Raw genomic sequence first — 26,501 nt, 5'->3', positions numbered from 1 at the left:
GCCGGTAACGACGTTATCCGACCCAGCCCCAGGTGGCACGGCGCACATCGGACTCGGGGTCGCGACGCAACCGCACCCGCAGATGCCGGTCGGTCAGCTTCTCCACGAGTCCCTCGCCCCATTCGACGACGACGACCGCGGCGGTCAGGTCGGTGTCGAGATCGAGGGCGTCGAGTTCGTCCAGGGCGTCCGGGCCGTCGCCGAGCCGGTAGGCGTCCACGTGCACAAGCCCTACCGGTTTCCCGCCGGGGCGCTCCCCCGGCCGGTGCTCGCGGGCGATCACGAATGTCGGAGAGGTGACCCGCCCCTGCACCCCGAGACCTGCGGCGATACCCCTGGTCAGCGCAGTCTTTCCGGCGCCGAGGGGCCCGTCGAGCACCACCAGGTCGCCCGCCTGCAGGTCCGCGGCGAGCCGGCGGCCCAGCGCTTCGGTGTCCTCGACGGTCGGCAGCTCGGCGTACTGCTCGCCGGCGTGATCGGACACGGCGTGGTCGGACACAGCATCATCCTTCACGTGTTCAGACACCGACGGCCCGCCGGTTGCGCGCGTCGTATGCGAAGGCCCGCTGCACCAGCCGGTCCAAGGCCTTGCACACGACCTCCGGGAACTCGAGCTGGACGAGGTGCCCTGCGCCCCGCACCCGCTTGAGCTCGCAGTCCGGCAGACTCGCGGCGAGTTCCTCGGAGCCGGAGAACGGGATCACCATGTCGGCATCACCGCACAGCACCAGGACCGGCACCCTGCCGACGGTCGGCAGGGCGGCGGATTCGTCGTGCAGTTCCAGGGTGCGGAGGAAGTTGACGATGGTCAGCACCGACGTCTCGTTGAGCATGCGGTCGGAGAATTCCACCAGCCGCGGGCTCACGACCGTGCCGTACGAAGCGGCCCGCAGGATCGGCGAGACGATCGCCTTCGCGGTGCCGCGGGTGTACTGCACGAACCCGGGGGCGGTGCGGGCGGCATAACGGAACCCGTCGATCACCGGGTTCTCCAGGTTGCGGCCCAGCCCGGTCTTGCTCAGGCCGGCCGCGGTGGTCGAGAGCAGCCCGACACCCACGATCCGGGAGTCGAACAGGTCGGGGCGCTGCGCGGCGAGCGCGATGGCGGTCATGCCACCCATCGAATGCCCGACGACCACGACGGGCCCGCCCGGGGTGGTCTCGTCGATGACGCGGCCGAGGTCGCGACCGAGTTGCGCGATCGTGCAGGACTTCGCTCCGGCGGCACCGGATTCGCCGTGCCCGCGCTGGTCGTAGAACACCATCCGGACGTCGCGGCCCCACCGTTCGGTGAGGTAACGCTGCTGCAGGTGCCAGGACTGCATGCGAAGGCAGTATCCGTGGACGAACACGACGGTCAGCGGGGCACGCGGGGATCCGAATTCGCGCACGGCGAGTTCGACCCCGTCCTCGGTGGTGACGATGCGCTTGGGCGCGGCCAGCATCGCGTCGAAGTCCTCGTCGGCGTAGATCTCGGGGGCGGGCATGCCCGCGGATCGCACCGCGTACAGGCCGGCCGCGGAGGCGAGGGTGGCCAGACTCGCGGCGAAAAGCCCCATCCTGCCCATCATGCTCATTCCGACCCGCCTCCTTCACCACCGATGTAGGTCCGTACGGTGCGTCCGCCGACGCCGGTCACGACCTCGTAGTTGATCGTGTCCAGCAGGTCCGCCCAGTCCTGGGCGTTGGGCTCTCCGTGGCGTCCGTCACCGAAGAACAACGCATGATCGCCTTCGCTTACTCCACCGCCGTCCGAGCCCAGATCCACCACGATCTGGTCCATGCACACGCGGCCGACCTGCGGCCGGAGCCTGCCACCGAGGAACACCTCGAAGCGGCCGCTGAGATTCCTCCGGATTCCGTCCGCGTAGCCCATGGGCAACACCGCCACGGTGGTGTCCACCGGCGCGATCCATTGATGCCCGTAGGACACCCCGGATCCTGCTGTCACCTTCTTCACGAGCGCCACCCTCGTCCGCAGCGTCATCACGGGCCGGAACCCGTAGTCACCGACCTCGGGAATCGGAGACAACCCGTACATCGCGATTCCGGGCCGAATCATGTCGAATCGCAGGTCGGGGCGGGTGACGGCGGCGGCGGAGTTCGACAGGTGCACCACTTCCGGGGCGGTGCCCTGCCGACGCAGATCGGCGACGGCCTCGATCAGCCGGTCCCGCTGCGCGTCGATCTCCGGGTGGTTGAGCTCGTCGGCGTGTGCGAGATGGGAGAACGCACCCCGGAACCGCACCGCGCCTTCCGCCTGCACGCGACCGAGGTCGCGCAGGAAGTCCTGCCATTCGTCGCGGGCGACGCCACCACGGTTGAGTCCGGTGTCGATCTTGACGGTGACCGTCGCGGTGATGCCGGTCTCGCGGGCGGCGGCGGCGACGGAGGCGAGATGACGGGGCGAGGACACACCGATCTCGACGCCGGCGGCGATCGCGGGCGCGAAATCGGCGTCGACGGTGTGCAGCCACGCCAGGATGGGCGCGTCGATGCCCGCCGCGCGCAGCTCCAGAGCTTCGGCGAGGGTCGTGACACCGAGTTCCCGCGCGCCGGCGGCGAGCGCCGCCTTCCCGACCTGCACAGCGCCGTGGTTGTAGGCGTCGGCCTTGACCACGGCCATCACCGCGGCGTTCCCCGCGTATTCGCGCAGCAGGCGAACGTTGTCCGCGACCGCATCCAGGTCGATCACCGCCTCGGCCTGGGGCTGGGCGTGTCGGTGCTGTTCCTGGGTGCGTGCTGCGGTGGTCATGATCTTCGATCCTGCCACTGCCCGATTCGCGCGCCGCGCGCTGGTGGTGGCGTTCCGATCACAATTCGGACATATATGACCACCACGCCGGTCCGGCGTCAATACCGGCGCAGCGTGCGCACCGCGGCCCTGACCTGCGACAGGATCGCGCTCGCGGACACCGGGGCGGCGCCCACTCCGTCACGGGCGGCGAGGTTCGCGGCGAGCGAGTGCGCCCGGGCACCGGCCGCAGCGGCGAGATCCGGTGCCATACCCGCCGACATGAGTGCCCCGATCAGACCGGACAGCACGTCGCCTGCGCCCGCGGTGGACGCCCACGAACCACCCGCGTCGTTGACGAACACGTGCCCGTCCGGACGGGCGATCAGCGTGGCCCGGCCCTTGAGGAGCACGTGGACCTGCCAGTCCGCGGCGAGCGCTCGCACAGCGGCCACCCGGTCCGGCTCCGGCCTCGACCCGGTCAGCCGGGCGAACTCCCCCGCGTGCGGGGTGAGCAGGGTCGGAGCCGGGCGGTCGCGCACCACGGAGGGGTCCCGCGCGATCAGTGTCAGTCCGTCCGCGTCGACGAGCACGGGCAGGTCGGTGGCCAGCACGTCCCGCAGGGTGCGCGCGGCCGTCTCGTCGGTGCCGGCGCCCGGACCGACGACCCAGGCCTGCGCGCGGCCGGCCGCGGCGAACGACGGTGCCGCCACGACCTCGGGATACCGGGCGAGGACCGCATCCGCTGCGGTCCCGGCGTACCGGACCATGCCGGAGGTCGCCGCGACCGCGGCGCCGGTGCACAGCACACCGGCACCCGGATAGGTGGCGCTGCCTGCGACGATGCCGACGACGCCCTGGCTGTACTTGTCGTCGTCGGGCCCCGGCACCGGCCAGATCGCGCCGATCTCGGAGGGTTCGGCGGCGACCAGGTCCGACACCGGCAGGTCCAGGCCGATGTCGACGAATTCGACGCGGCCGCACCGCGCCGTGGCGAGCGAGTGCACCGGTTTGAGGGCCCCGAACGCGACGGTGACCGCGGCGGTGACGGCCGGGCCGTCGACGGCGCCGGTGTCCGGGTCGACACCACTGGGGGTGTCGACGGCGACGATCGGGGCGGTGATCGCGTCGACCAGCGTCGCGGCCACCGGACGCAGCGGACCGCGGCCGGAGATGCCGACGATGCCGTCGAGCACCAGATCGGGGTCGCCGAGGGACTCCGGGACCGCCGGGGCCACACGTCCCCCGGCGGTCCGCAACGCGGACAGTCCGCCGGGGTGGGCCCGGTCGGGGGCGAGCAGCAGCGCGGTCACCGCGACGCCGCGGCGGCGCAGGAACGTTCCCGCCCACAGCGCGTCACCACCGTTGTCGCCGGACCCGACGAGCAGGACCACGCGCCGCCCTGCGATCCCGCCGGTGCGGGACCGCAGTTCCGCGGCGGCGACGCGAGCGAGACCGTGTGCGGCCCGGCGCATGAGCGTGCCCTCGGGCAGCGACGCGAGCAGCGGGGCCTCCGCGGCCCGGACCCGGTCACACGGGTGGTAGCTGCGCATCACCCCTCCGATCGGAGCGCGGGTCTATTCGACCGTCACGGACTTGGCCAGGTTGCGGGGCTTGTCCACGTCGTAACCGCGTGCCTGCGCGACCTCGGCGGCGAAGACCTGCAACGGAACCGTCGACAGCAGCGGCTGCAGCAGCGACGGCGACGACGGGATCTCGATGAGATGGTCGGCGAACGGGCGCACGGTTTCGTCGCCCTCCTCGGCGATGACGACGGTGCGGGCACCGCGCGCCTGGATCTCCCGGATATTGCTGAGCAGCTTGCTGTGCAGCACGGCCCGTCCCTTCGGGGACGGCATCACCACGATGACGGGCAGGCCGTCCTCGATGAGCGCGATGGGGCCGTGCTTGAGCTCACCGGCCGCGAAGCCCTCCGCGTGCATGTACGCGAGTTCCTTGAGCTTGAGGGCACCTTCGAGCGCGACGGGATAGCCGACGTGACGGCCCAGGAACAGCACCGCCGGAGACGCCGAAAGTTCCCGGGCGAGCTCACGCACCGGTTCCATCGTGGTGAGCAGCTGCGCGATGCGCGGAGGCATCGCCGCGAGATCCTCGTACTCGCGGGCCACCTCGTCGGGGTACTTGGTGCCGCGGGCCTGCGCCAGCGCCAGGCCGACGAGCAGGTTCGCCGCCATCTGCGCGAGAAACGCCTTCGTCGACGCAACGCCGATCTCCGGGCCGGTGCGGGTGTAGAGCACGGCGTCGGCCTCCCGCGGGATCTGCGCGCCGTTGGTGTTGCACACCGCGAGCACCCGCGCCTTCTGCTCCTTCGCGTGCCGGACGGCTTCGAGGGTGTCGGCGGTCTCACCGGACTGGGAGATCGCCACGACCAGCGTCGATCGGTCGAGCACAGGGTCGCGGTAGCGGAACTCGGACGCCAGCTCCACCTCCACGGGCAGGCGGGTCCAGTGCTCGATGGCGTACTTGGCGACGAGACCGGAATGGTAGGAACTGCCGCACGCGACGACGAACACCTTGTCGATCTCACGCAGTTCCTGATCGGACAGCCGCTGCTCGTCGAGCACGATGCGCCCGTCGACGAAGTGCCCGCGCAGCGTGTCCGCGACCGCTTCGGGCTGCTCCTCGATCTCCTTGAGCATGAAGTAGTCGTGACCGCCCTTCTCGGCGGCGGCGAGATCCCAGTCGATCGTGAACGGCTGCGTCGGCACGTCCGTGTTGCCGTCGAAATCGGTCACCACGTAGGAGTCCTTGGTGATGACGACGACCTGGTCCTGGCCCAGCTCGACGGCGTCGCGGGTGAACTCGATGAACGCCGCGACGTCGGAGGCGATGAACATCTCGCCGTCGCCGACACCGACGACCAGCGGCGTGGATCGCCGGGCCGCGACGATCGTGCCGGGCTGATCGGCGTGCGCGAACACGAGCGTGAAGGCGCCCTCGAGCCGGCGCAGCACGCTGCGGGCGCTCTCGACGAAGTCCCCGGCGGTGGGCCCCTCGGCGTAGGCGCGGGCCACCAGGTGCACGGCGACCTCGGTGTCGGTGTCGGACGCCAGTTCGACGCCCGCGTGCTCGAGTTCGGCGCGCAGCGGCGCGAAGTTCTCGATGATGCCGTTGTGGACGACCGCGACGCAGCCGGTCTTGTCGCGGTGCGGGTGCGCGTTGCGGTCGGTGGGGCGTCCGTGGGTCGCCCAGCGGGTGTGGCCCATGCCGGCCGTGCCCGCGAAGCGGTCCCGGCCGACCTCGTCGAGCTCGGCTTCGAGGTTCGCCAGCCGCCCGGCCTTCCGTTCGACGGCCAATCCGCCGCGACCGTCCAGGATTGCGATGCCCGCCGAGTCGTAACCTCGGTATTCCATACGCCGCAGTGCCTCCACCACGACGTCGAGAGCATTGCGGTGCCCGACATAACCCACGATTCCGCACATGGTTAGCAGGGTACTGGTCGACGACCCGGCGCCGACAACTCGTCGGGAACGCAATGGCCCGGGTCACGGCCGGTGCCGTACCGGGTCGGCGGGTGATCGGCTAACGTTCACGCCGTGGCGGCGAACCCGAAATCCTTGGCTCAGCAGCTTTCCCGGCGCGGACCCCATTCGGTCCTGCGTGGCGACCTGGCGCTGGCGGGTCAGCCAGGCGTCGTATACACCCCCGCCGAAGGATTCGGACTGCCCGCGGTGGCGTTCGGTCACGGCTGGCTGAGCGGGACCGCAAGCTACTCGGGCCTGCTCGAACATCTCGCGTCGTGGGGCATCGTCGCCGCGGCACCGAACACCGAGCGCGGTCCGGTTCCGTCGGCGCTGGGTCTGTCCACCGATCTCATCACCGTGCTCGACATCTGCACGAGCGTCCGGCTGGGCACGGGCCGGATCAGCGTGCACCCCGACCGGGTCGCCTTGGCGGGCCACGGACTGGGCGCGGGCGCGGCGGTGCTGGCCGCGTCCCGTCGTGACGTGGCGGCGGTGGCGGCACTGTTCCCGGCCCCGACCGCCCCGTCCGCCGCGGCGGTCGCGACCCGGGTCGATGCGCCCGGTCTGGTCCTCGTCGGCGCGAAGAGCCTCGGATCGATGAACAGCGACGCGGTCGCGGTCGCGAAGGCATGGGGCGGCGAGGTGCTGTTGCGGTCGGTGCACAAGGCCTCCGACGAGGGCCTCGTCGAGGGCCGCAAACTGCTGTCGTTCCTCGGGCTCGGCGGAGGTGAGCGCCGCACGCAGCAACGCACCCGCGCGCTGCTCACCGGTTTCCTGCTGCATCGCCTGACCGGCGACAAGACCTACGCGTGCTTCTCGGATCCGGAAGCGGAGATTCCGGGGTCCGAAGTGATCGCGGATCCGTCGCTGATCGAATCCGATCCGGTGACTCAGATCAGCCAGCTCTTGGGGCGGTAGTACGGCTCCTCGCTCTCCGGCTCCGGCTCCACCTCTCGGGACCGAGGCGGTGGCGCCGGCAGTTGCCGTGGCCTGCGGACCTCCTCGAGGTCGCCGAGCCGACGACCGGTCGCTCGGCGGTACGCGGCGACGATCCGCTCGATCTCCGCGTTCACAGCGGACCCGCCTCGGGAAGGACCACGCCGCCGTCCGGCACCTGCTCGGCGGATTCCGCGGGACTGCGATCGGCAGCCTCACGATCGGCAGCCTCACGATCGTCCCTGGCCACGGCACCGGCCCGACCCGGCACCCCGGGTCCGGGGACGGTGGTCGCCGCCGGTGATTCTTCTGCGGCCGGGACCGCGCGCAGGACGTCCGCGGGCGTGGCAGGAACCGCTGATGGTGTCGGCTGTTCCGGCGGCGGTACCACCTCGGCGGGCGGGGCGGGGTCCGTCGGCGGAACTGTTGCCGATTGCGGTTCGGGTGCCGGGTCGGGCACGACCACCGCGTGGTCCGGGACTTCGCCCGTAGCTGCCTCGACCATGTCGGTCGCTGCCCCGGCCCTCTCTGTCACTGCCTCGACGACAGCCGTTGCAAGCTCCACGACGGCCCCGGTCAGCTCCCCGACCGCCGTGGCCAGTTCGAGGCCCGATTCGACCAGCGACACCCCGGCCCGCAGCATGTCGGCCGGTGTAGCGCCGGGCGATCCCCAGGCAGGCACGATGTCGCGGGTCTCGTGGGCGTCGCGGGCGTCGGAGGCGCTGCGGCCGGCCGACGACAGGTCCGTGCCGACTCCGGGGAACCGGTGCTCATCGAGATCGTCGAACGCGCGGGCCAGTTCGTCGAACACCGCACCGATCGCGCGGTCGGCGTCGTCGCACAGGCCGCCGAACACGGCGGCCGCGGTCTCGACTCCCGGAACGAACACCTCGTGCAACCAACGGCTGCACCACTGCGCGACCGCCGCGGAATCCCCTTCGGCGAGGCCGGTGGACCAGCGGGCGAGCTGTTCGCCGGTGGGGCCGGTGCCCGCACCCGATGACCCGGCGAGAACCGCGTCGACGTCCGCCGGACCCAGACCACCGATCACCGGGTCGGCGAATGTCGCTGCAGCCCTCGATTTTTCGTCGACGATCGCGCCGATCGCGCTCGCCGCCGCGGCCAGCGTATGCGCGAGGACACCGACCGTGTCGTGCAGCCGTCGTGACCGTTCGAGGTGGGCGGCGAGGGGGTCGGACGCGGAGCACGACGCGCCGCCCTCCCACACCGCCGGCACCGACGCGAGCCGATCGCGTTGCTCGTCGACGCCCGTGCCGAGCACCGACCACACCGTGCGCACGGCGTCGGCGTCGGACGCGAGCCGCGTGACGTCGAGTCCGCGTTGCGCGTCGTATCGGTCCGTCAGATCGGACATCGTGACGGTCGACGCCGCACCGATCCGATGTGCGCGCGGCAGGAACTCGGCGAAGAACCGGAGACCGACGGCACCGGCGTCGAGCAGGTCGTCGATACCGGCGGGACCGCTCACCGCGGGCCTCGCACGTCGGCGTCGATCCCGGTGAGCGCAGTCACCTGCCGATCCAGCTCGTACCCGTAGCCGTCGGCGGTACGACCCAGGAGGTCGGCGACGCCGGTCGCTTCGTCGGACCACGCCTCGAGCACCCGGCGCAGCCGACGGTAGCCCGCGTCCACCGCATCCCCGCGACCGCGATAACCCGGGCCCGCGGCACCCGCATCGAAGCAGAGTCCCCCCAGCGCACGCTGCCACTGCCGCTCGGTGCCGGCCACCGCGCGACCGAGACCAGCCGCGATCGCACGTACCTCCGACACGTCCACCCGCACGCCGTCGGCGTTCGTTCTCCCGTGCCCCACGCGCACCTCCCCCGCGGCACCGCCACCGTGGCAGGGCCGTCGTAGGGATTGGACGCAGGCGCGGGGTCGTCGGTTCCGCTCGGACCGGAGCGACTCAGACTGCGGCGACCGCGTCGGCCAGACGATCGGCGAGGACCCGCGCCACGGTGTCGTCGGCCGCCTCGACCATGACGCGCACGAGCTGTTCGGTACCGGACGGACGCAGCAGCACCCGGCCGGTGTCCCCGAGTTCGTGCTCGGCGGCGGCAACAGCCTCGACGACGGCGGGGTGGCCCGCGACCGCCGTCTTGTCGGAGACGGGCACGTTGATCAGCACCTGAGGCAGGGTCCGCATCACCGACGCGAGGTCGGTGAGGGCCGAGCCCGTGACCGCCATGCGCTCCATCAGACGCAGACCGGTCAGCACCCCGTCACCGGTCGTGCCGTGGGACGGGAAGACGATGTGGCCGGACTGTTCGCCGCCGAGGCTGAACGAGCCGCGCCGCAGTTCCTCGAGGACGTAACGGTCACCGACCCCGGCGGTCACGACCGTGATACCGGCCTCCCGCATCGCCAGGTGCAGACCGAGGTTGCTCATTACCGTCGCGACCAGCGTGTTCTCGTGCAGTTCCCCGCTGTCGCGCATCGCCAGCGCGAGGATCGCCATGATCGCGTCACCGTCGACGATCGACCCGGCGGCGTCGACGGCCAGGCAGCGGTCGGCGTCCCCGTCGTGCGCGAGCCCGAGGTCGGCGCCGTGCTCGACGACGGCCTTCTGCAACGCGTCGAGGTGCGTGGATCCGCAGTTGTCGTTGATGTTGAGGCCGTCCGGTTCCGCACCGATCGCGATGACCGTCGCACCGGCGGCGGCGTAGGCGGCAGGAGCGACCCGGGAGGCCGCGCCGTGGGCGCAGTCGACGACGACCTTCAGGCCCGCGAGCGGGGCCGTGGTCGCGCCGGCCAGATGCTCGAGGTAGCGGGCGGTCGCGTCGGTGGCGACGCGGACCCGTCCGATGCCGGCACCGGTGGGCCGCTCGGGCGTCTGCTCGCCGTGCAGCAGCGCCTCGATACGGTCCTCGACGGCGTCTTCGAGTTTGTGGCCGCCGGCCGCGAAGATCTTGATGCCGTTGTCCGGCATGGGATTGTGCGACGCGGAGATCATCACCCCGAGGTCGGCGGCGTAGGCGTCCGTCAGGTAGGCGACCGCGGGAGTCGGCAGCACCCCGACCGACAGCACGTCGACACCGGCGGCGGTCAGGCCCGCGGTCACGGCCGCGTCCAGCATCTCGCCGCTCGCGCGGGGGTCCCGGCCCACGACCGCGACCGGTCTGCGCCCGTCGGTACCGGCCGCGAGCACCGCGGCCGCGGCACCTGCGATCCGGACGGCGAGTTCCACCGTCAACTTCGCGTTCGCAAGACCGCGAACACCGTCGGTACCGAACAACCGCCCCATGGACAACCTCTCGTGTCGTAGATCCGGCGAGCCCCCGCCGGGAGAACCGCCCGAGCGAACAGGGCGGGAATGCACAAGAGCAGGCGTCCGGTAGGAGTTCTCTACCGGCGCCTGCTCTCGTGGTCGAACAGGTGCCGAGGCCGACCACGGGGTCAGCGTCGGCAACACATCAGCGCTTGGAGTACTGAGGTGCCTTGCGGGCCTTCTTCAGGCCGTACTTCTTGCGCTCGGTGGCGCGGGCGTCACGCGTGAGGAAGCCGGCGCGCTTGAGAGCCGGACGATCCTCGGGCGAGACCTCGATCAGCGCACGCGCGATGGCGAGACGCAGCGCGCCGGCCTGGCCGGACGGGCCGCCGCCGGTGAGGCGCGCGTGGATGTCGAACGACTCGGTGCGCTCGACGGTGACCAGCGGGGACTTCACGAGCTGCTGGTGCACCTTGTTCGGGAAGTAGTCCTCGATGGTGCGGCCGTTGAGCACGAAGTTGCCGGAGCCGGGCACGAGGCGGACGCGGACGACGGCCTCCTTGCGGCGGCCGACGGTCTGGACCGGACGGTCGAGCACGATCGGGGCGGGCGCAGCGGCGACCTCGTCGACCGCGTACTCCTCGACCACGTTCTCGACCGAGTCGTCGCCGTACTCTTCGTTCACGTTCTGCTCAGTCACTGGGCCACCTGCTTGATCTCGAACGGAACCGGCTGCTGCGCGGCGTGCGGGTGGTTCGGGCCCGCGTAGACCTTCAGCTTCTTCGCGATGGCGCGGCCGAGCTTGTTCTTCGGGAGCATGCCGGTGACGGCCTTCTCCACGAGGCGGTCGGGGTTCTTGTCGAGAACCTCGCCCACCGAACGCGCGCGGAGACCACCCGGGTGGCCCGAGTGGTGGTAGAGGAACTTGTCGGTCCGCTTGTTGCCGGAGATGGCAACCTTGTCGGCGTTGATGATGACGACGAAGTCACCGCCGTCGACATGCGGAGCAAAAGTGGGCTTGTGCTTGCCGCGGAGCAGGTTCGCCGCCTGCACCGCGAGGCGGCCGAGCACCACGTCAGTGGCGTCGATGACGTGCCACTGGCGGGTCACGTCGCCGGCCTTCGGTGTGTACGTAGACACAGATCTTCCTCGTCTATCGTTTCGCTGCTGGCCCGCGCATCGCCGATGATCACCCTCGGCGGCCAGTTGAGACCCGAGAAGCGACGTCCACCGGGCACGAGGCCACGGCAGCGCACGACACGCCAAACGGACACGATACCGGTCCGGCCACGGGGCGGTCAAAACAGCCCGTCGGGCAGACGCACGGAACCGCGACGCCCCGGCGGCCTCTCCACCACCGGGACGTCGCAGCCCACACGGATGTGTCACACGGCCAGCGGCATCACCTCGAACCCCACTGGCGGGTGAGCCCGTCTTCGAGATCGACCATGTTCCGGTTGCCGGTCGCGACCGACGCGCCGATCTGCCCGAAAATGAAGTTCAGCTCGAAGGCAGCGGTGTTCCACTTGGTCTGCGACTTGTAGTACTCCTCCTGGGCGGTGCCGTCCCAGGTCTGCACGAACCGCTCGGCCGTCGTGCCGACGGTGTCGAGCTCGTCGTTCATCGCGCCCTGCAGCGCGGTGAGGTCCTTGTACACCTGATGGACACCCGCGAATTCCTGCCTGATCTGTTTGACCACGGTCCTGTTCTCCCTGCCTCAGTTGATCCGAACTGCCCTGTCGATCCGAACTCTGCGCGCGGTGGCGATCAGGTGTAGCTGCCCTTGAGGGTGCTGCCGACGTCGGCGATCGCGCGTGCCTGCTCCTCGACCGCCTGCTCGTACGAGTGCCCGTTGGTCCGAATACCGGCGGCGATCTCCTCGAGCGCATCGTTCATGTTCCGGGAAGCCTTGTCCCAGTCCGCCATCACGATCCCGAACATCTCCTGCGAGTCGCCGCCCCACACGTCGCCGGACCGCCCGACGATCGTCTTGAGCTGGGCGAGAATGTCGCCGAGCACCTCGCGCGAGTTGTCGATCTGCTGGGCCGCGCCCAGCATCTCCGCGACATCGGCGACAACCTGCTGACCGCCCGTCCCACCGTCCTGCACATCGGACATTTCCGTTTCCCCTCCTCGTTCTCCGCACCGGGACCGGACCCGGTTCCCCTGCGGTCCGGGCCGGATTGCGCCCTACACCTGGTTGGACGTCACCTGTGTCCGATCGGTTCCCCTCGAACCGAAAACTCGTCGGGCCGGATGTTCCGGCGCTACTCGACCGCGAGTGTGTGGACGGCCTGCTCGCATTCCTTGCCGATCCCGGCCCACTCCCCCACCAGGAACTGGCAGCCCACCGCGACCTGCCATCCACGGTCGACGACCACGAACCAGCGCACCGTCGAGAACTCTTCGGGCACTTCGGTGTAGGCGATGACCGACCGGTCCCCGAAGGTGGTGTCGGCGTCGAGGTCGCGGATGATCCCGCCGCGTTCGGCAGCCCGGCGTTCGAGCACGGCAGCGACCGCGGCCTCGTCCATGCCGTCCCGGAGTCGGCTGTGCACCACCACGATCCGCCGGTCCTCACCGCCGCCGGGAACGAGTTCGCTGCGTCCGCCACCGGTGCGTGCACCGCCGGTGTCGCCGGTGTCGCCGATGTCCCGGAGCCGCCACTGCTCGGGTAACTCGATGCGCACCGGACCCAGTTCGAATCGGGTCGACGGCGCGCGCGTCGACGGCACCGCCGCGGTCGGCACCGCACTCCCGGCCTCCTCCGCGACCGCGTCGGTCTCCGGTGGAGCGATCGTTCCCGCGTCGCGCCCGAGGAGCACCCCACAGGCCACAGCGACGGTCGCGACGACGGCGGCGAGAACCCACCACCCTCGCGCCGGCGGACGCGGTGGCGGTTCCGCCGCGCGCACATCGGCCAGCCACTGCGCCGTCGTCGGGACGGTGCACACCGGGACCGTCGCGGCGGGCGGGGCCGTGAGAGCGGCGAGCATCTCCGACGCGGCGACCGGCACGACCCGGATGCCGCGGCCGAGCCGCTCGCGGATCTGCTCGCACAGCGCTGCGCCGGATGGTTCACCCGGAACACCCGCGACGATCAGGACGTCCGGATCGACGGGACCGGCGACGGAGCCGATCAGTTCCTCGAAGCGCGCGAAACCGTGCGCGGTGTCCAGATCCGTGGCGCCGAGGTGGCTGTCCACCGCGGTGCGGTCGACGGGCGGCGTCATGTCCGACGCCGGGGCCGCTCCGAGCAGCGACGCGGTGATCTCGCCGTCCGCCACCTCGACGACGACACAGCGTTCCACCGCCGACGCGGTCACCGCCTGCCGCGCCGCGACCGCCGCCGCGGTGAGGACGGCGTTGCGGGCGACGTTTCGCGCTGCGGTGTGGGCGATCTCGCGGCGCCGTTCGCTCCATCGAGTCGGATACACCATCGTGACGGTGCCGGCGTCCGGGGGCGCGGAGACCGCGGCCGCCGCGTACTGCACCAGCCCGGTCAGTGCGCCGGTCAGGTCGGGGCCGTCCTCGGTGCCGGGCCGGTCCCCGATCCGGGCGACGACGTCGAGGTGGGTCTCGGACGGGCGGCGCGCGGCCGCTTCCGCGAACACGAATCCGTCGCCGATGTCCGCGGCGAGCGCGGGACAGTCGAGCGTGACGTCCGCCCACCGCGCGAAGACCCCGCCGGGCGCCAGGAGCAGGCCGAGCGTGTCGGGGTGGCTCACTGTTCGGGAACCCACGCGACCTGGACGAGCGATTCGCCGCTGCGCTGCACCATGATGCCCCGTCCCGGCGGCATCCGGCTCGGCCGGATCGCGCCGAGAAGTGCTCCTTCGTCGCGGTTTCCGCTCATGATCAGACCCGCCGACGACAGCTCGCGCAGCCGTCCGATCACCGGTTCGAACAGCGCACGTCCCGCGCCGCCGGAGCGGCGGGCGATCACGAGGTGCAGACCGATGTCCTTCCCGTGCGGCAGGTACTCGACCAGCGGCGCCAGCGGATTCTGGCCCGAGGTGGCGACCATGTCGTAGTCGTCGACGACGACGAAGACCTCCGGCCCCGTCCACCACGATCGGTCCCGCAGCTGCTGCTGGGTGGTGTCCGGGCCGGGCAGCCGCTTCTCGAACACCGCGGCCAGGTCCCGGGCCATCGCGGCGAGCACCGCCGCGGACGGCGCGTATCCCCCGAGATGATCGCCTTCGACGACACCGAGCATGGTGCGCCGGTAGTCGCCGACGACGATGCGGGCCTGGGCGCCGGTGTTCGATTCCATGAGGCCCCGGCAGATCCCCCGCAGCAGCGCGGTCTTGCCGCAGCCGGAGTCCCCGAACACCAGCAGGTGGGGGTTCTCCGCGAAGTCGAGCCACACCGGCGCGAGCTCCGCCTCGTCGATTCCGATCGGGATCCGCAGCCGCTCCGCCGTCGGCGCGTGTGCCGACGCGGGGGTGCCGGCCGGAAGTGCGGCGAGCAGCGCCCGGTGTTCGACGAGTTCCGGCAGCATCCGCACCGGCGGTGCCGGACGACCCGGCGTCGCCGCCGAGATCGCGTCCACAGCGGCGGCCACCGCCGCCCCGAGGTCGTCCGCATCGGAACCGCCGTCGACGCGGGGCAGCGCCGAGAGCACGTGCAGTCCCTCGCGGTCGATGCCGCGTCCGGGCCGGTTCGCCGGGACGGTCTCCGCCTTCTTCCGGCCGAATTCCGAATCCGCCGGATCGCCGAGGCGCAGTTCGAGGCGGGTACCGAGGTGGTCGCGCATCGCGGGCCGCACATCCCCCCAGCGTGGAGCGGAGACCACGACATGGATCCCGTAGGACAGGCCCTGCGCCGCGAGGATGCCGATCGGATGCTCGAGGGCTTCGAAATCGTTCCGGATGCTGGGCCACCCGTCGATGACGAGGAAGACGTCGCCGAAGGGGTCGGCGGACGTGTCCACGAGCCGGTCGCCGCGCAGCCGGCGCAGCTGTGCCATCGACTCGATCCCCCATTCGGCGAAGATCCGTTCGCGGCGCCGCAGCAAGCCGGTCATCTCCGCGACAGTGCGGCGCACCCGGTCGGCGTCGAGCCGGCCCGCGACCGAGCCGACGTGCGGCAGTCCCGCCAGCCCGGCGAGTGTGCCGCCACCGAAGTCCAGGCAGTAGAACTGGACCTGTTCGGCGGTGTGGGTCATCGCCATCGACATGATCAGGGTGCGCAGCATCGTCGATTTCCCGGAGCGGGGGCCACCGACCACCACGGCGTTGCCCGCCGCGCCCGCCAGGTCGACGACGAGCGGGTCCCGGCGCTGATCGAAGGGCCGGTCCACGATGCCGATCGGGGTGCGCAGGGTGGCGTGCCGCAGCGTCTCACCGGTCAGCAGCGACCGCGGCACGATCCGGTCGAGACTCGGTGACTCGTCGAGCGGCGGCAGCCACACCTCGTGCGCGGGCAGGCCGCGGCCGTGGACCCGGTCGACGAGAACGTCGAGCACCGTGCGGCCGTCCGGCACCGGGTCCGGGACGGTCGCGTCGGGGACCGGCATCGGCGGGGGCAGCTCGGTGGGCACCTCCCGCGCCGTGAACAGCCGGGGCCGGGCCGCATCGGGTCCGCGGGTGCCCGGGTTCCGGTGCGCGGCGCGGCCGGGTTCGTAGGGGCCGGAGACGTAGGCTGCGGCGAACCGCACGATCTCCGCGGAATCGCACTTGAGATAACCGGCGCCCGGCGACGACGGCAGGTGGTAGGCGTCCGGCACACCGAGCACACTGCGGGATTCGTTCGCCGAGAACGTCTTCAGTCCGATCCGGTAGGACAGATGACTGTCGAGACCGCGCAACCTACCCTCGTCGAGGCGCTGGCTGGCGAGCAGCAGGTGCATGTGCAGCGACCGGCCGAGCCGGCCGATGGCGGCGAACAGATCAGCGAAATCCGGTTGCTGGGTGAGCAATTCGGAGAACTCGTCGACGACGATGAACAGCGCGGGAAGCGGCGCCAGCGGCGCTCCCGACGCCCGCGCCCGCTCGTAGTCCCCCACGTTCGCGAAATTGCCTGCAGCGCGGAGCAATTCCTGCCTGCGATTCATCTCGCCCTCGAGGGCGTCCTTCATCCGGTCCACCATCGCCAGTTCGTCGGCGAGGTTGGTGATGACGGCGGCCACGTGCGGTGCCCGGTCCAGACCGAGGAACGTGGCGCCGCCCTTGAAGTCGACGAGCACGAGGTTCAACGCGTCGGGTGCGTGCGTCGCGATCAGGCCCAGCACGAGTGTTCGCAGAAACTCCGATTTTCCGGAGCCCGTGGCCCCGATGCACAATCCGTGCGGCCCCATGCCGTTCTCCGCGGCTTCCTTCAGATCCAGTTCGACCGGGGCGCCGTCGACACCCACACCGATGGGGACCCGCAGCCGGTCCCGGCCCCGCCGCGGCACCCAGGCCCGGGCGGGGTCGAACTGCGCCGGATCGCCGAGACCGAGCAGGTCCTGCCAGGTCGACGGCCGTTCGTCGCCACCTCCGTTGTCACCGGCCGTCATCGCGGAGATCCGGTAGGGAGCCAGACGCCGGGCCATGGTCTGTGCCTGCGCGACGCTCAGTCCGTCCGCCCGCGCGAACGTCTCCACCGTGCTGCCCGCCCGGGCACCCAGATTCCCGCCGTCCGATTCCGTGCCGTCCGACTCGCTGCCGTCGATGACCAATTGAAGCCCCCGGGTCGCGGCGAGCCGAGGCACGAACCGGCACAGATCGAGCACCACGACCGAATCGATCCCGCCGTCGCCGAAGACACCGGAACCGGACCCGTGGACGCCGCCGTCGACCACGACGACGATCTGCGGCACGCCCTCCACCGCGGGGGCGTTGCGCGCGAAACGGCCGCGCATCGCCAGCTGCGGTCCGAAGACCGTCTCGAGCTCGAGCATCGAACCGAACACGGTCCGCGCGCTTCCCGCTCCGTCGCGCATCTCCGGATGCTGGGCGTGGGGAAGCCATTTCACCCATTCCCACTCCGCCGCGGTGTCGGGGCCGCACACCACCGCGACCTGCAGCACATCCGGTCCGTGAAAGGTGCACAGCTGCACCAGCATCGCCCGGGTGAGCCGCCGCGCGGCATCCCGGTCACCGTCGATCGCGACCACGGGGAAACCCCGCAACGACACCGCGGTCGGCAACGCGGCCACCACCGAATGGGTGCGCACGAACCGGCGCAACGACACGGCCGCAATCGGTTCGAGGTCCTCGACCGGACCGGTCTCGGGCGGGATCAGCCGTGTCGCGAGTCGTTGACCGCCGAGGCCGACGCGCACATGGCAGTAGTCCGCATCCGTCACCCGCCGTTCCCACATGCGCACCGTTCCGGCGAGGGTCCAGGCCAGTGCCGGGTCCGGGTGTGACCACTCGAGTGCCCGGCGCTGCCGGTCACCGGTGTCGGTCACGTCCCGGCGCAACTGATCGAGGTACCGCAGATAGTCCTTGCGATCCTCGTTCGCCTCCGCGCTGCGCGCCCCACCCCCACGACCGCCGCCGGCGAGCATCCCGAGCATCGACACCATCATCATGACGGGGAAGATCAGCGACATCGGGTTGCGGGCCATCCCGGAGGTGAACATCAACGCGACCATGCCGATCATCGCGGCGACCATCACCAGCGGCAGCAACTTCATCAGCAGGTTACCCGGGGTCGCGCGTGGAATCTCCGGTGGCGCTTGCAGACTCACCTCACCGCCCGGGATGCGCGGTGCCTCCCGACGGGCCCTGCGCACGAACCGCACCGTACTCACGGCAAACTCCCCCCGACCGCCTTCGTCCCCCACGGCCGCCCCCGCGCCCGCCGTCCCACGGTCGACGAAGGGTAACGCATCCCGCCCCGCGCCCGGCGTCCGTCCCTCGGATGTCGTATCGTCTGCGGCGGGTTCGGTCCGTCCGCAGGGGAAATTCGACGCGCCGGACCGGAACACTCGATGCGACTGGGGGGACACATCGTTGACGGCTACGCACATCGACCCGACGCGCGCGGGCGCCGAACCGAGCCGGGGCATCGGCGCTCCGGACCTGTGCCGGATCACCGTGCTGACCCGGCACAGCCAGGTCGATCTGGCCCTGCCGCTGGGTGTACCCGTCGCGCTGCTCGTACCCGGGATCGTGGATCTGGTTGCGGCACACCGCACCGACAACGATTTCGACTCCACCCCCGATCAGGTGGAGCCCGACCGGTGGACCCTCGCGCGGCTGGGCCGGGCGCCGCTGTCCGGTGCGCTCGCACTCGAGGAACACGGCATCCGGGACGGTGAACTGCTCGTGCTCGAGAACGCCGCCGCGCCCGCGCCGCCACCGCTGTTCGACGACGTCATGTATCACGTCGCGGTCGCCGACCGAGATCGCCTGCGCCGCTGGTCGGCGCCGGCCGCGCAGTCGGTCGCCGCGGTCGTCGCGGTCCTCGCCGTCGTCGTGGGTTCGGCGGCGCTGCTGCAGACCCCGGCCGGGACCGAGCGCGCGATCGCCGGCGCCGCGACGGCGATCGCAACCGTGCTGCTCGTCGCCGCGGCCGCCGTCCTGCACCGCGTCTACCGCGACCGTGCCGTCGCGCTGCTGCTTTCGGTGTGTGCGATCCCGGCCGCGTTCGCGACCGGGTTGCTCCTCGTACCCGGGGACTACGACCTCCCGCATCTGCTGCTCGGTGCGGTCCTCACCGGGACGGTCGCCGTGGTGGTCCTGCGCCTCGCCGCGGTCGGGACGGCGACGTTCACCGCGGTCGCGACGGTCGCGGCGGTGACCGCGATCGCGTCGACCGTCGCGGTGTACGTTCAGGTTCCGGTGGCCTCGGTCGGGGCCGGTCTCGTCCTGGCCGGGTTGCTCGCCGGGACGCTCGCGCCGCGGATCGCGATCATGCTCGCGCGGCTGCCGCTGCCACCGGTGCCGGCACCCGGGACGTCCCTCGATCCGGTGGTCGCGGACCCCGACGACACGAACCCGGCACCGACGTTCGACGAACTCGAAGCCGGTGCCGCCCTGGCCCGGTCCTATCTCACCGGCCTCGTGTATGCCGTCGTCGTCCTGACCGTCGCGGGTGCGTGGTGCGCGGCGATTCCCCGGGCAGGTGACGGAATCGAGTGGCCGGGTGTCGCACTCGCGGCCGCCTCGGGAATCGCGCTGATGTTCCGCGGTCGCACCCACGCCGGGGCGGAGACGGCCGCGCCGCTGGTGCTCGGCGGCGGCCTCGTCCTGCTCGGGCTGCTCGCCGGTGCAGCGATCACCGATGCCGCGCCGCCCATCGTGCTGTTCTCGGCGGCGAGCGTGCTGCTCGTCGGGGCCCTGGTCTTCGGGGTCGTCGCCCCTCGACGCACCTTCACACCGGTGCAGCGCCGGTTCGCCGAGATCACCGAGTACGCCGTCGTGGCGACGATCGTCCCGCTGGCCTGCTGGGTTCTCGGGCTCTACTCCGCCGTGCGCGGCATCTGACGTGCGGGCCCGCACCCTGTCCGTGACCGCCGCGTTCGTCGCCACCGGGATGCTCGCCACGGCCGCTCCCGCGACCTCGGCACCGCCGATCGTCGACGCGGGAGCGCTGCCGCCGGCCGCCGCGCCGGCGCCGCCGGACGAGACCGAACAACGCAACCTGTGCACGCAGGTGCGGGACGCCGCGGACGCTCCGCACCCGCCTGCCGCCCAGCGCATCCTGAACTTCGCGGCGGTCTGGCCCCTCACCCGCGGCGCCGGACAGAAGGTCGCGGTGATCGACACCGGGGTGTCGCGGCATCCGCGACTTCCGAAGCTGTCCCCCCGCGGGGACTACGTCTCCACCGGAGACGGCACCGACGACTGCGATGCGCACGGCACCCTCGTCGCGGGACTCATCGCGGCACAGCCGGTGCCGGGTTCGGGATTCGCCGGGGGCGCACCGGATGTCGAGGTGATCGCGATCCGCCAGTCCAGCCGGAACTTCTCCGACCGCAACCACCGTCCCGACGACGCGACCGCGCGCAACTCCCCCGGCTACGGGGACGTGCGCACGATGGCGGCAGCGGTGCGGACCGCCGCCGACCTGGGCGCGACCGTCATCAACATCTCGGAGGTCGCGTGCGTGGCGGCCGCGGACGGTCTCGACGATCGCGCGCTCGGGGCCGCCGTCCGGTATGCGACCGACGTCCACGACGCGGTGGTGGTCGCGGCGGCCGGCAACACCGGAGACCTGTGCCGCTCATCGAATCCCGGCACTGTCGATCCGCTGGCACCGGACGGCGATCCGTGGTCCGCGATCACCACGATCGCGTCGCCCGCCTGGTACGACGAGTACGTGCTCACCGTCGGATCGGTCGAGGAGGACGGCTCCCCGTCGTCGTACAGCCTGCCGGGGCCGTGGGTCGACGTGGCCGCGCCCGGCAGCGGCGTGGTGTCGTTGCATCCCACCTCCGGTGGGCTCACCGACGCCTACCTGGGACAGGACGGACCGCAGCCGATCGCGGGCACGAGTTTCGCGGCACCGCTGGTCGCGGCAACGGTCGCCCTGGTGCGTGCCCGCCACCCCGACCTCGACGCCCGCGCCGTGGCGGCGCGCATCGAGGCGACCGCGCACGCCCCCGCCGAAGGCTGGAATCCCCGGGTCGGGCACGGCGTGATCGACCCGCTCGCCGCGGTCGCCGACCCCGATCCCATCGCCCGGACCGAGGTCGTGGCATCCGTGCCGGTCGACCCGCCGCGGCCGGTCCCACCGCCGGACCACCGGCCGCGCACTGTCGCAGTGGCGGCGGGCGGCGGTGTGTGCGGGGTGCTCGCGGTCGCGGTGCTCGCATCGATTCCGTTGCGGCGCCGAACCCGCCACCCGTCCTGACCGAACGATCTTTCGTGTCGGCCGGATTCATCCGGCAGGACGCATCGGAGCGGGTCGCGGGTCGGGCGCGACACCGTCGTGGGCGACGAGCGCCTCCGCGCGCCCCAGCGCCGGTCCCGGCGCGAACAGCGACAGGATCTGCCAGGGTGCGCGGGCCGGCGTCTGCGGAAATCCCAGCGCGGCAGCGGACTCGGCGTCGACGATGCCGTAGCGCACTCCGGTGTCCGCGACGTAGAACAGCGAGCCGCGCCGGTCGCCGTCCGGAACGATCGAGGTGCTCTGCACGTAGGCGCCGCGCCCGGGTGGCACGTATGCGGTGTCCGCGTTCGGGCCCGGACCGTCGGCCTGGGCCAGCCCGACCGGCACGGCGTCCTCCGGGATCGGCAGTGCGCGACCCGCGGAGACCGTCAGTTCCGAGCGGCGCTGCTCGCCGGCACCGTCGACGGGGTGCCACGTCAGACAGCCGACGGGCCGGTCGGCCGCGTCGACGATCGACGGGACGGTCCGCGGGAACGTGTCGACCGCCAGTTCGTGCACCGTCGGCGCCTGGTTGGTCGTATCCGGAGGGACGATCGGAATCTCCGCGGCGCCTTGCGAATCCGAGTAGTGGATGATCTGGGCCGTGGCCTCGGACACCTCCTGTACCCCGTCACGCAGCACGACGTAGTAGCGGCGGCCGTCCGGCTCGGCCATCGCGACCACCGAGCCCACCGTCAGTCCGTCGATGGGATAACCGGGTTCGGTGCCGGCCCCGTCGATGAGGGGTGCGGTCAGTCGTGGCACCTCCGGGATCGCCTCGATCAGTCCGGCCCCGGCCGGGCGCACCATCGTCTCGTCGATGCCGAGCACGCGGGTCAGTGCGCGGTCGTGCAGGTCGATTTCCGCTCGCGTCCCGTCGTAGATCAGGTAGTGCGTTCCTCCGGCGGCGACGAGCAGTGCTTCACCGTCGAGGACGCCGATCCGATCACCGAACTCGGGTGTTCCGACGACGAGAGTGGTTGTCGTCGAACGGTTTCCGGTCTCCACCGTGTCGCACACGGTCCACGGTTCGTCGCCGGAGCGGTGCGTCAGGGCGGACGGGGCCCCGGGGATGCCGACGAGCGGGCCGCGCGGACGCGTCGCGAACTCCTCGTCCGCGACCACCACCGGTTCGGCCGCATTGCCCAGCACGAGGCGCGCGGATGCGAGGTTGAGCACCGGATGGAACGCACCGTCGACGGCGACGAACATCGCCCCGGAGTCGCGGCCGATCACGACGGCGGCGTTGCCGATCTTGTCCTGTGGCCGGAACAGCGCCAGCGCCGCGCACCCGGCGAGAACGAGACAGGCAACGACGGCGCCGACCGCGAGTGCCCGCGCCTGCGAACGCATCGGGTCGCCGATCATCCGCACGTCCCGGCGGACCAGCGCATGCTCCATGCGCCGCACCAGGAATCGGTAACCGCTGACCTGCCACCGTGTGGTGGGTTGCGCTGCCATGCTTCCTCCCCCGTACCGCACGCCCCCTGCCGCCACACAGTACAGTTCGCTCGGGGAATGTCGGGTGGGCCCTGCGGTCCGCCTCGACCGGAGTCGGGGGAACAGCGATGGACCGAGTGGAATCCGCACGGGCACAAGGGACGGGCCTCGTGCGGCTCGTCGTCGCCCAGTGTGTCGCCGCGGCGACGTGGGTGGCCGTGGCGGCGGCCGGTGCACCCGTGGCGATCGCCGCCGCCGTCGCGGTGTGCGTCGCCGCGGTGGTACTCGTGCGCATCCGCGGTCGCGGTGTGCCCGACCTCGCGGTGGTGCTGTGGCTGTACTTCACCGGGCGATACCGGCGGCCGGGGCGACCGGTCGATCACCCCCTCGGATCCGACCGTATCGGACTGATCCGGGACGGAAGCTGCCTGAGCGCGGTACTCGAAGTTCTTCCCCCGCCTGCCGACAGCGCTCGCCTCGACCGCGATCGTGCCGCGCCGGGCCGGGTGCTGCCGCTCGCGGCGATCGCGCGGGGCCTGTCGCACCACGACGTCGCCCTCGACGCGATCGACGTCGTCGCGCACGGTCGGCGCGTCCTCGACACGACGCCGGCCGGCCGGGTCTACGCACAGCTCGTCGGGCCGCTCCCGGCCGCGTCGGTGTGCACGGTACGACTTGCGTTGCGGCTCGACGTGTCCCGGTGCCGCGACGCCGTCACGCGGCGCGGCGGCGGCGCCGAAGGGGCCGCCCGGACGATCACGGTCGCGGCGCAACGACTCGCGCGGATCCTGGGTGAATCCGGTCTGCGCACACGGATTCTCGGTTCTTCCGAGATCGATGCCGCGGTCGCGCGCATCACCCGGGGTGTCGATCCCGCCGAGCTCGAAAGGCACTGGCGGAACGTCCCGTTGCCCGGCGGATTCGACAGCGGCGGAGTCGTCGAGGCGCGCCGGCTCGAACGTGCGACGTTGACCGGGTTCTGGTCCCTTCCGTCGCTGTCGTCCACCGTGACGGTGCGGCTGCGGCCGGGTTCGACACCGGACCGGTTCCGGGCCGGTGCACTCGTGCGAACCACGACACGCTCCGCCGAGCCGCTCGCCGCGCCGGGGTTGCGTCCGGTGCGGGGCCGCGACCGTGCCGCTCTCGTGGCCGCGTTGCCGCTCGCCGTGCCGGGACTCGAGAATCTGACGATGCTGCGCTCCCTGACGACCGCGGATCTCGACGCGCTGACGCTGCCGGTTGCCGGATGCGGCCAGCTCATCGGATCCGACGAGTCCGGGAAGGCGGTCGCCGCGCGGCTGACGGGGGCGGGCGTGCGCTCGGTGCACGTGGCCGGGGAACTGTATCTGGCCCTGCAGATCGTGTTCCGGGCGGTCGCGGTCGGCGCCCGGGTCGTCGTCCACACCGACCGCCCGCACGCGTGGCAGCCGCTGCTCGACGGCGCGGCCGGTCCGGATCGGCTGCGTCTGGCGGGCCGTCATCCGGGCGACGTCGAGTTCGACACGGTCGTCTACGACGGCGTGCGACCGGCGACCGTGCCGCCGCACGTCACCGCACTGCACGTGCACACCCATCCGGATCAGTGGCCGCGCGAGCGTCCCGATCTGACACTCGTGCAGCCGGGTGCCGTGGGCAACCGGGTGGTTCTCACCGCCGGCTCGCAACGCACCGCGTTGACGCTGGTGACCATCGCCGCCGAAACCGCGCACATCGGCCGGCCTCGCACGGCCGAACCCGCGACCGCGCGCTGAGGTCGCCGATCAGGGCGTGTCAGCCCGGATAGGGTTCGGTCTTCCGCCCGGCCCGCACGGTGCGCGCCCACCAGGCGATCTCGTCGAGCATCCGTTCGGCCGCATCGATCGCGGCACCGTCGGAGGTGCTGCCGTCGGCGGCGAACGCGTGCTTGACGCGGTGGAAGCTCACGGATTCGCGGACCGGCACCATGTGCACCTCGATCAGCACCTGACGGAGTTGCTCGACGGCCCGCAGCCCTCCGGACAGCCCGCCGTAGGCGACGAATCCGACCGGCTTGGTGCGCCATTCGTGTTTGACGGTGTCGATCGCGGTCTTGAGCGACGCCGGATAGCCGTGGTTGTACTCGGAGGTGACGATCACGAACGCCTCGGCGGCACCGATCCGGCGGGTGAACGCCTCGGCCCCGGCTCCCCCGGACAGATCCTGCGGCAGCGGGGTGTCGGCGAGATCGAGGATCCCGACGTCGAATTCGGATCGCCGGCGCGCGGTGTCCGCGAACCAGTTCGCGACGACAGGAGCGACACGTCCCGCGCGCACGCTCGCCACGATGATGTCCAGCTTGATCGGCTCGGTCCCGTCCATGGCTGTATCCAACCACCCGGTAGGCCGTGTGCCTTTGTGGCGGCCCCAACCGCCACAACGACACACCGGGGCGAAGCCCCCTAGCAGCACCCCGGAGCGATCGGGCCGCGCACCTCGCGGGTCGCCGCGTTCCGGGCGGCGAGGTCCTCGTCGGCGGGATAGTCCACCCCGACGAGCGACAGGCCGTGCGCCGGCGCGACCGCGACCGACGCCGCGCGTTCGCGTTCGTCGAGCAGACCGGTCATCCATTCGACGGTCCGCCGGCCTTCACCCACCGCGAGGGCCGCGCCGACGAGGCTGCGCACCATCGACCAGCAGAACGCGTCGGCGCTCACGTGCGCGGTGAGGATGTCACCGTCCCGGGTCCACTCGTAGCGCTGCAGTTCGCGGACGGTGGTCGCGCCCTCGCGGCGCTTGCAGAACGCCGCGAAGTCGTGCAGGCCGAGCAGCGACGCCGACGCCCGCTGCATCGCGTCGAGGTCGACGGCCTTCGGCCACGCGACGGTGTCGCGGGCGCGCAGCGGCTCCGCCCCGTACACGGCGGTGGTGACGCGGTACTCGTAGTGCCGCCGGATCGCCGAGAACCGGGCGTCGAAGTGTTCGGGGGCGATCGAGATCGCGGTCACCCGCACGTCCTTGGGCAGGAAGCGGGCGAGGCGCCGCACCCAGCGGGACGGGTCGTCGGGCAGGGCGGAGGTGGGCACGTCGACGTGGGCGACCTGCCCGGAGGCGTGCACGCCGGCGTCGGTGCGCCCGGCGACCGTCAGCAGGACGGGGGTGCGCACGATCGCGGAGAGTTTCTCCTCGATCTCTCCGCACACGGTGCGCAGGCCGGGCTGCCGGGCCCAGCCGGAGAAGTCGGTGCCGTCGTAGGCGATGTCGAGTCGCAGCCGGGTGATGTCCCCGGGCTCGGATGCGGAGAACCCGCCGTCCCCCGAGGGGACGACGGGTTCGTTCGCATCAGCGGATGCCGAAACCAAGTGGACTAGTCCTTCTTGGCCTCGTCGGCGTCGGCGGCCGTCGCGGTGCTGTCCTCGATACCCTCGACGACGGCGTCCGCGTTCTCGACCTCGGCGTCGGTCGCGTCGGCTTCGACAGCCTCGACGACGTTCTCCTCGGCAGCCTGCGAGGCGGCGACGCGGCGAGCGCGATCGGCCTCGGAGGTGACCGTCTTCTCCTTGACGAGCTCGATGATCGCCATCGGAGCGTTGTCGCCCTTGCGGGGGACGGTCTTGATGATGCGGGTGTAGCCGCCGTTGCGGTCCTCGTAGAACGGACCGATCTCCGCGAACAGGGCGTGCACGACGTCCTTGTTGCGGATGACCTTCAGCACCTCACGACGCGAGGCCAGCGTGCCGGTCTTCGCGTGCGTGACGAGCTTCTCCGCGTAGGGACGCAGAGCCTTGGCCTTGGCCTCGGTGGTGGTGATGCGGCCGTGCTCGAAGAGGGCGGTGGCCAGGTTGGCCATGATCGCCTTCTGGTGCGAGGCCGACCCGCCGAAGCGGGCGCCCTTCTTGGGCTTGGGCATGAT

23 protein-coding genes are annotated in these 26,501 nt (G+C 71.5%); 4 read left to right on the top strand and 19 right to left on the bottom strand.

The features are described from left to right. Nucleotides 1-13 precede the first annotated feature (13 nt). From tsaE to glmS, 5 genes are all read right to left on the bottom strand, one after another. Nucleotides 14-499 carry a tRNA (adenosine(37)-N6)-threonylcarbamoyltransferase complex ATPase subunit type 1 TsaE gene (gene tsaE / locus ACWDUD_RS10980; RefSeq protein ID WP_248676417.1) on the bottom strand — a complete coding sequence of 162 codons (486 nt, stop codon included), beginning with the start codon at nucleotides 497-499 and terminating at the stop codon, nucleotides 14-16. 19 nt (nucleotides 500-518) lie between these two features. Further along, nucleotides 519-1,577, bottom strand: a complete 1,059-nt coding sequence (locus ACWDUD_RS10975; RefSeq protein ID WP_450109322.1) for an alpha/beta fold hydrolase — start codon at nucleotides 1,575-1,577, stop codon at nucleotides 519-521. After that, nucleotides 1,574-2,755, bottom strand: coding sequence for an alanine racemase (alr, locus tag ACWDUD_RS10970; protein ID WP_450109321.1), 1,182 nt, complete (start codon nucleotides 2,753-2,755; stop codon nucleotides 1,574-1,576). Before alr ends, ACWDUD_RS10975 begins: the two co-directional genes overlap by 4 nt. A gap of 98 nt (nucleotides 2,756-2,853) precedes the next feature. Then, entirely contained in the window at nucleotides 2,854-4,287 is a 1,434-nt protein-coding gene (locus ACWDUD_RS10965) for an NAD(P)H-hydrate dehydratase (protein ID WP_450109320.1), read from the bottom strand. A gap of 24 nt (nucleotides 4,288-4,311) precedes the next feature. Beyond that, nucleotides 4,312-6,177 (bottom strand): glutamine--fructose-6-phosphate transaminase (isomerizing), encoded by a 1,866-nt coding sequence (gene glmS / locus ACWDUD_RS10960; RefSeq protein ID WP_197250656.1) that lies wholly within the window; start codon nucleotides 6,175-6,177, stop codon nucleotides 4,312-4,314. A 114-nt stretch (nucleotides 6,178-6,291) separates the two neighbouring features. Between glmS and ACWDUD_RS10955 the strand changes: the two genes are divergently transcribed. After that, the gene (locus ACWDUD_RS10955; protein ID WP_248676420.1) at nucleotides 6,292-7,137 is read left to right on the top strand and encodes a dienelactone hydrolase family protein; all 846 of its coding nucleotides are present in this window, start codon (nucleotides 6,292-6,294) and stop codon (nucleotides 7,135-7,137) included. Here the strand turns inward: ACWDUD_RS10955 and ACWDUD_RS10950 are convergent. From ACWDUD_RS10950 to eccCa, 10 genes are all read right to left on the bottom strand, one after another. Continuing rightward, entirely contained in the window at nucleotides 7,110-7,292 is a 183-nt protein-coding gene (locus ACWDUD_RS10950) for a hypothetical protein (RefSeq protein WP_450109319.1), read from the bottom strand. The two genes, ACWDUD_RS10955 and ACWDUD_RS10950, sit on opposite strands and share 28 nt — an antisense overlap. Continuing rightward, on the bottom strand, nucleotides 7,289-8,644 hold the full coding sequence (locus ACWDUD_RS10945) for a hypothetical protein (protein WP_450109318.1): 1,356 nt from the start codon (nucleotides 8,642-8,644) through the stop codon (nucleotides 7,289-7,291). The genes ACWDUD_RS10950 and ACWDUD_RS10945 overlap by 4 nt, the downstream gene beginning before the upstream one ends. Beyond that, nucleotides 8,641-8,988, bottom strand: coding sequence for a hypothetical protein (locus ACWDUD_RS10940; protein ID WP_450109317.1), 348 nt, complete (start codon nucleotides 8,986-8,988; stop codon nucleotides 8,641-8,643). Before ACWDUD_RS10940 ends, ACWDUD_RS10945 begins: the two co-directional genes overlap by 4 nt. A 94-nt stretch (nucleotides 8,989-9,082) precedes the next feature. Then, entirely contained in the window at nucleotides 9,083-10,420 is a 1,338-nt protein-coding gene (glmM, locus tag ACWDUD_RS10935; protein ID WP_450109316.1) for a phosphoglucosamine mutase, read from the bottom strand. A 169-nt stretch (nucleotides 10,421-10,589) separates the two neighbouring features. Beyond that, nucleotides 10,590-11,069, bottom strand: a complete 480-nt coding sequence (rpsI, locus tag ACWDUD_RS10930) for a 30S ribosomal protein S9 (RefSeq protein ID WP_374068702.1) — start codon at nucleotides 11,067-11,069, stop codon at nucleotides 10,590-10,592. Nucleotides 11,070-11,080: 11 nt separating this feature from the next. Continuing rightward, complete coding sequence (gene rplM / locus ACWDUD_RS10925) at nucleotides 11,081-11,524, bottom strand: 50S ribosomal protein L13 (RefSeq protein WP_197252551.1); 444 nt, start codon at nucleotides 11,522-11,524, stop codon at nucleotides 11,081-11,083. Nucleotides 11,525-11,786: 262 nt separating this feature from the next. Continuing rightward, nucleotides 11,787-12,083, bottom strand: coding sequence for a WXG100 family type VII secretion target (locus tag ACWDUD_RS10920; RefSeq protein ID WP_450109315.1), 297 nt, complete (start codon nucleotides 12,081-12,083; stop codon nucleotides 11,787-11,789). A 68-nt stretch (nucleotides 12,084-12,151) separates the two neighbouring features. Next, nucleotides 12,152-12,502: a WXG100 family type VII secretion target gene (locus tag ACWDUD_RS10915; protein ID WP_248676422.1), complete on the bottom strand. Its 351-nt coding sequence runs from the start codon at nucleotides 12,500-12,502 to the stop codon at nucleotides 12,152-12,154. A gap of 149 nt (nucleotides 12,503-12,651) precedes the next feature. Beyond that, a complete protein-coding gene (locus ACWDUD_RS10910) occupies nucleotides 12,652-14,112 on the bottom strand; it encodes a type VII secretion-associated protein (protein WP_450109314.1) in 1,461 nt (486 codons plus the stop codon). Beyond that, nucleotides 14,109-18,128: a type VII secretion protein EccCa gene (gene eccCa / locus ACWDUD_RS10905; RefSeq protein ID WP_450109313.1), complete on the bottom strand. Its 4,020-nt coding sequence runs from the start codon at nucleotides 18,126-18,128 to the stop codon at nucleotides 14,109-14,111. Before eccCa ends, ACWDUD_RS10910 begins: the two co-directional genes overlap by 4 nt. 202 nt (nucleotides 18,129-18,330) lie before the next feature. Here eccCa and eccD point away from each other — a divergent pair, with 202 nt between their 5' ends. After that, nucleotides 18,331-19,806: a type VII secretion integral membrane protein EccD gene (eccD, locus tag ACWDUD_RS10900; protein WP_450109312.1), complete on the top strand. Its 1,476-nt coding sequence runs from the start codon at nucleotides 18,331-18,333 to the stop codon at nucleotides 19,804-19,806. 49 nt (nucleotides 19,807-19,855) lie between these two features. Beyond that, nucleotides 19,856-21,175, top strand: a complete 1,320-nt coding sequence (gene mycP, locus ACWDUD_RS10895) for a type VII secretion-associated serine protease mycosin (RefSeq protein WP_450109363.1) — start codon at nucleotides 19,856-19,858, stop codon at nucleotides 21,173-21,175. A 27-nt stretch (nucleotides 21,176-21,202) separates the two neighbouring features. Here the strand turns inward: mycP and eccB are convergent, their stop codons facing one another. After that, nucleotides 21,203-22,654 (bottom strand): type VII secretion protein EccB, encoded by a 1,452-nt coding sequence (gene eccB, locus ACWDUD_RS10890; RefSeq protein ID WP_450109311.1) that lies wholly within the window; start codon nucleotides 22,652-22,654, stop codon nucleotides 21,203-21,205. A gap of 107 nt (nucleotides 22,655-22,761) precedes the next feature. On the opposite strand from eccB, the gene eccE reads away from it, so the two are divergent. After that, nucleotides 22,762-24,384 carry a type VII secretion protein EccE gene (gene eccE / locus ACWDUD_RS10885; protein WP_450109310.1) on the top strand — a complete coding sequence of 541 codons (1,623 nt, stop codon included), beginning with the start codon at nucleotides 22,762-22,764 and terminating at the stop codon, nucleotides 24,382-24,384. Between the two features lie 19 nt (nucleotides 24,385-24,403). Here eccE and ACWDUD_RS10880 read toward each other — a convergent pair whose 3' ends face one another. From ACWDUD_RS10880 to rplQ, 3 genes are all read right to left on the bottom strand, one after another. Then, nucleotides 24,404-24,970, bottom strand: coding sequence for an NADPH-dependent FMN reductase (locus tag ACWDUD_RS10880; protein ID WP_450109309.1), 567 nt, complete (start codon nucleotides 24,968-24,970; stop codon nucleotides 24,404-24,406). Nucleotides 24,971-25,050: 80 nt separating this feature from the next. After that, nucleotides 25,051-25,950, bottom strand: coding sequence for a tRNA pseudouridine(38-40) synthase TruA (gene truA / locus ACWDUD_RS10875; RefSeq protein ID WP_231611645.1), 900 nt, complete (start codon nucleotides 25,948-25,950; stop codon nucleotides 25,051-25,053). Nucleotides 25,951-25,955: 5 nt separating this feature from the next. After that, nucleotides 25,956-26,498: a 50S ribosomal protein L17 gene (gene rplQ, locus ACWDUD_RS10870; RefSeq protein ID WP_197257025.1), complete on the bottom strand. Its 543-nt coding sequence runs from the start codon at nucleotides 26,496-26,498 to the stop codon at nucleotides 25,956-25,958. Nucleotides 26,499-26,501: the final 3 nt, after the last annotated feature.

The sequence above is a fragment of the Rhodococcus sp. NPDC003382 genome (assembly GCF_053589135.1).
Note: the sequence above shows the minus strand (reverse complement) of the source record. Positions and strands in the feature narration are given on the sequence as shown.